We start from the raw sequence: 8091 nt of genomic DNA, 5'->3' as shown, positions 1-8091 counted from the left end.
TACAGCTCAGCTAAGGTAAGGCTAATACAGATAAGGACTCCACTGAACCCCACCGATTAAATCGCACCTTCCTTAGAACTGTCTCCGTAAGCGGTATTTTCCTGAAAAGTATGCTCCAGCGTGGCACTGCTGCTCCATTCATTTGCAACTTTTTTAGTAATAATATTGACGACCCCGCCCATTGCATCAGAACCATATAATGTGGACATCGGGCCGCGAATAACTTCTATTCTTTCAATTGCAGATAACGGAGGCATAAAACTGGTATTCATGGCGCCAAAACCATTTGGTGTAACATCTGACGTTCCATTTTGACGAATACCGTCTACCAGAATAAGGGTATAGCTACTGGACATTCCGCGAATTCTGATATCCAGTCCCCCTGTTTTACCGGTTGAGCTGTTAACATCGCCCCCTTCCACATCGCTGAGTGCAGAAGCCAGATCGGTGTAACTCCGGCGGCTTAATTCTTCCTGACTGATAACAGAAATACTGGCAGCGGCTTCACGTAATTTCTGTTCATAACCCGATGCTGTTACCACCATAACATCATCATTTTCCACGGCAATGGCGCTTGCTGATGCAGCTGTAGCCAGAAGAGGAAGTAATGCTTTTTTTAACATATTGACTCCATTCATCTTTATTATAGGTAATATTCCATCCGGCATTTTGCAACGAAATAAAGGTCATTACAAATGATAATGATATATATTCGCATTACCGTTACCATTAATAACCAGATAGCATACCGAAATACGATGGGTTAACTCTCTGCCCTGAGTCTGATAAGACTGGAGAGATGGAGAACTTCGCGTTACTTATAGAAACGATGATGCAATGGAAAAGGAAGGAAAATCCGTAATCGTTCTCTGTGGCAGGGACTTGAATAGCAAAACGCCCGCAGATGCGGGCGTTTACTGAAAATCAGCGGCGCTGTGCGGAACGATCGCGATGACCGATGCCGGAAAAAACGTTAAATATTTCACCCAGGCCATAAATCAGCCCCAGGATGATAGCCATCACCACAGGGACCATGATCACGGCGAAAACCAGACTCTTCAACAACTCTAACATGGTCGACTCCAGATATTGTGAATGGGCTATTCTACCCCGATATCGCTGAAAATCATGTTCCTTTTGTGCGACGGTCATTGCACTGGCAACGAATTACGCCAAAATAGGCCTTTTACGTCAGGACGCTACACTATGCAGGCTGAAATTCTTCTTACCCTCAAACTCCAGCAACGACTGTTCGCCGATCCGCGACGTATTGCCCTGTTAAAACAAATAGAACAAACCGGTTCAATTAGTCAGGGCGCCAAAAACGCGGGCATTAGCTATAAAAGCGCCTGGGATGCCATCAATGAGATGAACCAGCTTAGCGAGCATTCGCTGGTTGACCGTGCGACCGGCGGTAAAGGCGGCGGCGGCGCGGTGGTAACCCGCTACGGCTTACGCTTGATCCAGCTTTATGAGTTGCTCGGCCAGATCCAGCAAAAAGCCTTCGATGTGCTCAGCGATGACGACGCCATGCCGTTAAACAGTCTGCTGGCGGCCATTTCACGCTTTTCACTGCAAACCAGCGCCCGTAATCAATGGTTTGGTACCGTTACCGCCCTTGACCAGCAGCTTGTGCAGCAGCATGTGGACGTGTTACTGGCTGACGGTGAAACCACCCTCAAAGCCGCGATAACGGCCCAAAGCGCACAACGGCTGGATCTCACCGAGGGCAAAGAAGTGCTGGTATTACTGAAAGCCCCCTGGGTCAGCATCTCCCCGGATGAACGCCTGGCACATGAAGCGGATAATCAGTTGCGTGGCCGTATCAGCCATATTGAACGCGGCGAGCTGCAGTGCGAAGTCCTGATGGCGTTGCCTGATGGTCAACAGCTTTGCGCTACTGTTCCGCTGCCAGAGGCGCAAGATCTCACGACAGGCAGCGAAGTCACCGCATATTTTAATGCCGATAAGGTTATTCTTGCCACCTTGTGCTGAGCGGATTGACAAGTTTGCCTTCAGGACGTATCCCTGTGGTTATCGCTGCAAAAAATGGGATACATAATGTCATCATTGCAAATTTCGCAAGGCACGTTTCGCCTTAGCGACACCCGCACGCTTACCATTGAACATTTAACACTGCGCGCCGGAGAAAGCTGGGCTTTTGTCGGCGCCAACGGCAGCGGGAAATCCGCCCTCGCCAGAGCGCTGGCAGGCGAGCTAACCCTGCTTAAAGGAGAACGTCAGGGCAGCTTCTCCCGCGTGACCCGCCTCTCTTTCGAACAGTTACAAAAGCTGGTCAGCGATGAGTGGCAACGCAACAACACCGATTTGCTAAGCCCGGGGGAAGATGACACCGGGCGCACCGCTGCCGATATCATTCAGGATGAGATCAAAGATGAATCGCGCTGCCAGCAACTGGCGGCGCGTTTTGGGATAACCCCCCTGCTTACGCGGCGCTTTAAGTATCTCTCAACCGGCGAGACCCGTAAGACGCTGCTCTGCCAGGCATTAATGTCACAGCCCGAACTGCTGATTCTGGACGAACCCTTTGATGGTCTGGATGTCGACTCCCGTCAGCAACTGGCGGACCTGCTTGCTGAGTTAAACCGCGAGGGTTACACCCTGGTGCTGGAGCTCAATCGCTTTGATGAGATCCCTGAGTTCGTGCAGCATGCTGGCGTGCTGGCCGATTGCGCCCTGAGCGAAACCGGTGAAAAATCGGCCCTTCTGCAACAGACGCTGATTGCCCAGCTTGCGCACAGTGAAAAACTGGCGGGCATGACGCTGCCGGAACCCGATGCTCCCCCGGCCCGTGAACTGCTGGGCAAAAATGAACCGCTGATAGACCTGAAAGATGGCGTTGTTTCTTATAATGACCGCGCCATCATTGACCATCTTAGCTGGACAGTAAAACCCGGGGAACACTGGCAAATCAGCGGGCCGAACGGGGCCGGAAAATCCACACTCTTAAGCCTGGTCACCGGCGATCATCCGCAGGGCTACAGCAATGATTTAACCCTGTTTGGCCGCCGTCGCGGCAGCGGCGAAACCATCTGGGATATAAAAAAACATATTGGTTATGTCAGCAGCAGCCTGCATCTGGATTATCGCGTCAGCACCACCGTACGTAACGTGATCCTGTCAGGCTATTTTGATTCGATTGGCATCTACCAGGCGGTGTCAGATAAACAGCATAAGCTGGCGCAGCAGTGGCTGGACATCTTAGGTTTTAGCGCCAGAACCGCCGACGCGCCTTTCCACAGTCTCTCCTGGGGCCAGCAGCGTCTGGCGCTGATCGTACGTGCGCTGGTAAAACACCCGACTCTACTGATCCTTGATGAGCCCTTGCAGGGGCTGGATCCCCTCAACCGCCAGTTGATCCGCCGTTTTGTCGATGTCCTTATTGGCGAAGGTGAAACGCAGTTGTTGTTCGTCTCTCACCACGCCGCAGATGCCCCGGACTGTATCACTCACCGTCTGCAATTTGTGGCTGAAAATGAAGGCTGGCGTTATCAGTTTGATTGAGTTTCAACGGCGGGAGTGCTCACTCCCGCCTCTGGCTGGAAATATTTTCAGATTTTATGTACCCTCACCCAATTATTCATATGATTTATAATGAATTTTATGCCTTAAAATCTTTGCGTCAGGATTAGTGTAAGCGATTCCACAAACTAATCACATATCACAGTTTTGACATCTCTGTTATGCTACTGTTAGTTCATAACATACGCCTAATGGAGTGAAAAATGAAAGTTCTGGTTACCGGTGGTAGCGGTTACATAGGAAGCCACACCTGCGTACAATTACTGCAAAATGGTCATGACGTTATCATTCTCGACAACCTCTGCAACAGCAAGCGGAGCGTTGTGCCGGTGCTGGAACGTCTGGGCGGAAAATCGGCGCTCTTTATTGAAGGCGATATCCGCGACGAAGCGCTGCTGGCTGAAATTCTCCACGACCACGCTATCGAAGCCGTTATTCATTTCGCGGGCTTAAAAGCCGTTGGCGAGTCTGTTGCCAAACCGCTGGAGTATTACGATAACAACGTTAACGGCACCCTGCGGTTAATTAATGCCATGCGCGCGGCAAACGTCAAAAACTTCATTTTTAGCTCATCAGCAACCGTGTACGGCGATCAGCCCAAAATCCCTTATGTCGAAAGCTTCCCGACCGGTACCCCACAAAGCCCGTATGGCAAAAGCAAGCTGATGGTTGAGCAAATCCTTACGGACCTGCAGAAAGCTCAGCCGGAGTGGAGCATCGCCCTGCTGCGTTACTTTAACCCGGTGGGAGCGCATGAATCAGGGGATATGGGTGAAGATCCGCAGGGTATTCCAAATAACCTGATGCCGTACATTGCCCAGGTCGCCGTGGGCCGTCGTGACTCGCTGGCGGTGTTTGGTAACGACTACCCGACGGCGGACGGTACCGGCGTACGTGATTACATCCATGTGATGGATCTGGCCGATGGTCACGTTGCGGCAATGGAAACCCTGGCAAACAAAGCCGGTGTGCATACCTATAACCTGGGAGCCGGTGTCGGCAGCAGCGTACTCGACGTTATCAATGCCTTCAGCAAGGCCTGCGGCAAGCCGGTGAACTATCACTTTGCGCCACGTCGCGACGGCGACCTTCCGGCCTACTGGGCCGATGCCAGCAAAGCGGACAGCGAACTGAACTGGCGAGTAACCCGCACGCTTGACGAAATGGCTCAGGATACCTGGCGCTGGCAGTCTCGCCACCCGCAGGGTTACGCCGATTAATGAAAGGACGTGTCATGACGCAATTTAACCCGGTCGATCATCCGCATCGCCGTTACAATCCGCTGACGGGACAATGGATCCTGGTCTCTCCGCATCGGGCAAAACGCCCGTGGCAAGGCGCGCAGGAGACCCCGGCAGTACAGACCCTGCCCGCGCATGATCCGGACTGTTTTTTATGCCCGGGCAATACCCGAGTCACCGGCGATAAAAACCCGGATTATCCGAGCACCTATGTCTTCACCAACGACTTTGCGGCGCTGATGACTGACACCCCGGATGCGCCGGAAAGCGACGATCCGCTGATGCGCAGCCAGGGCGCGCGTGGCACCAGCCGCGTTATCTGCTTCTCGCCGGATCACAGCAAAACCCTGCCTGAGCTCAGCCTTAGCGCGCTGGAAGATGTGGTGCGAACCTGGCAGGAACAAACCCAGGAACTGGGTAAGCTTTACCCATGGATACAGGTGTTTGAAAACAAAGGGGCGGCTATGGGCTGCTCGAATCCGCACCCGCACGGTCAGATTTGGGCCAACAGCTTCCTGCCCAATGAAGCCGAGCGTGAAGACCGCCTGCAACGGGAATACTTCAACCAGTACGGTTCGCCGATGCTGGTGGACTATGCCAGCCGTGAAAGCAAAGACGGCAGCCGCACCGTCGTTGAAACTGAACACTGGATTGCCGTTGTCCCTTACTGGGCGGCATGGCCGTTTGAAACTCTGCTTCTGCCCAAAACACATATCCTGCGCATGACGGATTTAACCGCAGCACAGCGTAGTGACCTGGCGCTGGCGCTGAAAAAGCTCACCAGCCGTTACGACAACCTGTTCCAGTGCTCCTTCCCTTACTCGATGGGCTGGCACGGCGCACCTTTTATTGAGCAGGACAATACGCACTGGCAGCTACATGCGCATTTTTATCCGCCGCTGCTGCGCTCAGCCAGCGTACGTAAATTTATGGTCGGTTATGAAATGCTCGCGGAAACGCAGCGTGACCTGACTGCTGAACAAGCTGCCGAGCGCCTGCGTGCGGTCAGTGATATTCATTTTCGCGAATCTGGAGTTTAAAAAATGAGTCTGAAAGAAAAAACGCTTGCTCTGTTTGCTGAAAAATTTGGCTACCCTGCCACCCATACCATCCAGGCTCCGGGCCGCGTTAACCTGATCGGTGAACATACTGACTATAACGATGGCTTTGTGTTGCCTTGCGCCATTGATTACCAGACGGTCATCAGCTGCTCTCCGCGTCCGGACAACATCGTGCGCGTTATCGCCGCCGATTATGACAATCAACAGGATGAGTTTTCTCTGGATGCGCCGATCGTCGCCCATGACAGCCAGCAGTGGTCCAATTATGTGCGCGGCGTGGTGAAGCATCTGCAAAAACGGAACAGCAACTTCCAGGGTGCTGATATGGTGATCAGCGGCAACGTGCCGCAGGGCGCAGGTCTTAGCTCATCCGCCTCCCTTGAGGTTGCGGTCGGTACCGTCTTCCAGCAGCTTTATCATCTGCCGCTGGACGGAGCGCAAATCGCACTTAATGGTCAGGAAGCGGAGAACCAGTTTGTTGGCTGTAACTGCGGCATCATGGATCAGCTGATCTCTGCGCTGGGTAAAAAAGATCACGCCCTGTTGATCGACTGCCGTTCGCTGGGGAGCAAAGCGGTCTCCATGCCGGAAGGTGTGGCGATCATTATTATCAACAGTAATTTCAAACGCACCCTGGTTGGCAGCGAGTACAACACCCGCCGTGAGCAGTGTGAAACCGGCGCGCGCTTCTTCCAGCAAAAAGCCCTGCGTGACGTCAATATCGACCAGTTCAATGCCGTCGCACACCAGCTCGATCCGGTGGTGGCAAAACGCGTTCGCCACGTGCTGACGGAAAATGCCCGCACCGTGGAAGCAGCAACAGCGCTGGAAAAAGGCGATCTGCAACGGATGGGCGAGCTGATGGCGGAGTCTCATGCGTCAATGCGTGATGATTTTGAAATCACCGTTCCGCAAATCGACACCCTGGTTGAGATTGTTAAAGCCGCGATTGGCGACAAAGGCGGCGTACGTATGACCGGCGGCGGCTTCGGCGGCTGCATCGTCTCTCTGGTGCCAGAGGCGCTGGTTGCCACCGTGAAAGAAGCAGTGGAAGCGCAGTACGAAGCGAAAACCGGGATCAAAGAGACCTTCTATGTCTGTAAACCTTCACAGGGGGCAGGACAGTGCTAAATGAAACCACCGGGGTCGCGCCTGACGGCCAGCCCTTTCGCCTGATGACCCTGCGTAATAGCGCAGGGATGACCGTTACTCTGATGGACTGGGGCGCCACCCTGCTCTCCGCCCGCGTGCCGATGAAAGACGGCAGCGTGCGTGAAGCCTTGCTCGGGTGCGCAACGCCCGAACATTACCTGCAACAGGCGGCATTTCTCGGCGCGTCCGTCGGCCGTTATGCCAACCGAATTGCCAATAGCCAGTTCACTCTGGATGGACAGACTTACGCACTGACCCCAAGCCAGGGTAAACACCAGTTGCACGGCGGCCCACAAGGGTTTGATAAACGTCGCTGGCAGATTGAGCGTCAGAATGAGCGCGAGGCACAGCTTTGCCTGACCTCGCCTGATGGCGATCAGGGGTTCCCGGGCAATGCCAGCGTCAGCGTGCTGTATCGCCTCGGCGACGATAACCGCCTGTCCATTGAATACCGGGCGACAACCGATAAAGCCTGCCCGCTAAACCTGACCAATCATGCCTATTTCAACCTTGACGGCGAGCAGAGCGATGTACGAAACCACCAGCTACAGCTGCTGGCGGATGAATATCTGCCAGTGAATGAAATGGGGATCCCGACCGGGGGGCTGAAAAAAGTCGCGCTAACCAGTTTTGATTTCCGCCAGCCGAAAACCATCTCCCTTGAGTTTCTCAGCGACGACGATCAGCGGGTGGTAAAAGGTTACGACCATGCGTTTTTGCTGCAGGCCAGCGGCGATGTTACCCAGCCCGCAGCACGGCTGTGGTCGGCGGATAAGCAGTTGCAGATGGCGGTGTACACCACCGCGCCGGGATTGCAGTTTTACTCCGGCAACTATCTCGAAGGCACGCCGGCTCGTGGCAATACTGTCTACAGCGCCTGTCAGGGCCTGGCCCTGGAAAGTGAATTCTTGCCTGACAGTCCGAACCGTCCTGACTTCCCTCAGCCCGACTGTATCTTCCAGCCCGGCGAAGAGTATCGCAGCCTGACGGAATACCACTTTATCCCCGCCTGATGCTAAACCCTCCGTCCGGAGGGTTCAGACTGCTGACAAAGTCCTGGCCGTGAGGCCGGGACTTTGATCTAATTAAGTCAG

7 protein-coding genes and 1 pseudogene are annotated in these 8091 nt (G+C 53.8%); 6 read left to right on the top strand and 2 right to left on the bottom strand.

Annotated elements, in window-relative coordinates:
- Positions 1 to 71 precede the first annotated feature (71 nt).
- Positions 72 to 623, bottom strand: a pseudogene (locus ACSZO4_RS23635) (TonB-dependent receptor plug domain-containing protein); the annotation flags it as partial.
- A 301-nt stretch (positions 624 to 924) separates the two neighbouring features.
- Positions 925 to 1074: an AcrZ family multidrug efflux pump-associated protein gene (locus tag ACSZO4_RS23630; protein ID WP_437891517.1), complete on the bottom strand. Its 150-nt coding sequence runs from the start codon at positions 1072 to 1074 to the stop codon at positions 925 to 927.
- A 132-nt stretch (positions 1075 to 1206) separates the two neighbouring features.
- Between ACSZO4_RS23630 and modE the strand changes: the two genes are divergently transcribed.
- The 6 genes from modE to galM all read left to right on the top strand — a co-directional run bounded on the left by modE (position 1207) and on the right by galM (position 8010).
- The gene (gene modE / locus ACSZO4_RS23625; RefSeq protein WP_437891516.1) at positions 1207 to 1995 is read left to right on the top strand and encodes a molybdenum-dependent transcriptional regulator; all 789 of its coding nucleotides are present in this window, start codon (positions 1207 to 1209) and stop codon (positions 1993 to 1995) included.
- A 66-nt stretch (positions 1996 to 2061) separates the two neighbouring features.
- Positions 2062 to 3525 carry a molybdate ABC transporter ATP-binding protein ModF gene (gene modF, locus ACSZO4_RS23620; protein ID WP_437891515.1) on the top strand — a complete coding sequence of 488 codons (1464 nt, stop codon included), beginning with the start codon at positions 2062 to 2064 and terminating at the stop codon, positions 3523 to 3525.
- A 221-nt stretch (positions 3526 to 3746) separates the two neighbouring features.
- Complete coding sequence (gene galE, locus ACSZO4_RS23615; RefSeq protein ID WP_437891514.1) at positions 3747 to 4763, top strand: UDP-glucose 4-epimerase GalE; 1017 nt, start codon at positions 3747 to 3749, stop codon at positions 4761 to 4763.
- 14 nt (positions 4764 to 4777) lie between these two features.
- Positions 4778 to 5824 carry a galactose-1-phosphate uridylyltransferase gene (gene galT, locus ACSZO4_RS23610; protein WP_437891513.1) on the top strand — a complete coding sequence of 349 codons (1047 nt, stop codon included), beginning with the start codon at positions 4778 to 4780 and terminating at the stop codon, positions 5822 to 5824.
- 3 nt (positions 5825 to 5827) lie between these two features.
- Positions 5828 to 6976, top strand: a complete 1149-nt coding sequence (galK, locus tag ACSZO4_RS23605) for a galactokinase (protein WP_437891512.1) — start codon at positions 5828 to 5830, stop codon at positions 6974 to 6976.
- The gene (galM, locus tag ACSZO4_RS23600; protein WP_437891511.1) at positions 6970 to 8010 is read left to right on the top strand and encodes a galactose-1-epimerase; all 1041 of its coding nucleotides are present in this window, start codon (positions 6970 to 6972) and stop codon (positions 8008 to 8010) included. Before galK ends, galM begins: the two co-directional genes overlap by 7 nt.
- Positions 8011 to 8091: the final 81 nt, after the last annotated feature.

Origin of the sequence: Phytobacter sp. V91, from assembly GCF_965644225.1 — a bacterium.
GTDB lineage: Bacteria > Pseudomonadota > Gammaproteobacteria > Enterobacterales > Enterobacteriaceae > CBFFRJ01.
This window is presented reverse-complemented; position numbering and strand designations above follow the sequence as displayed.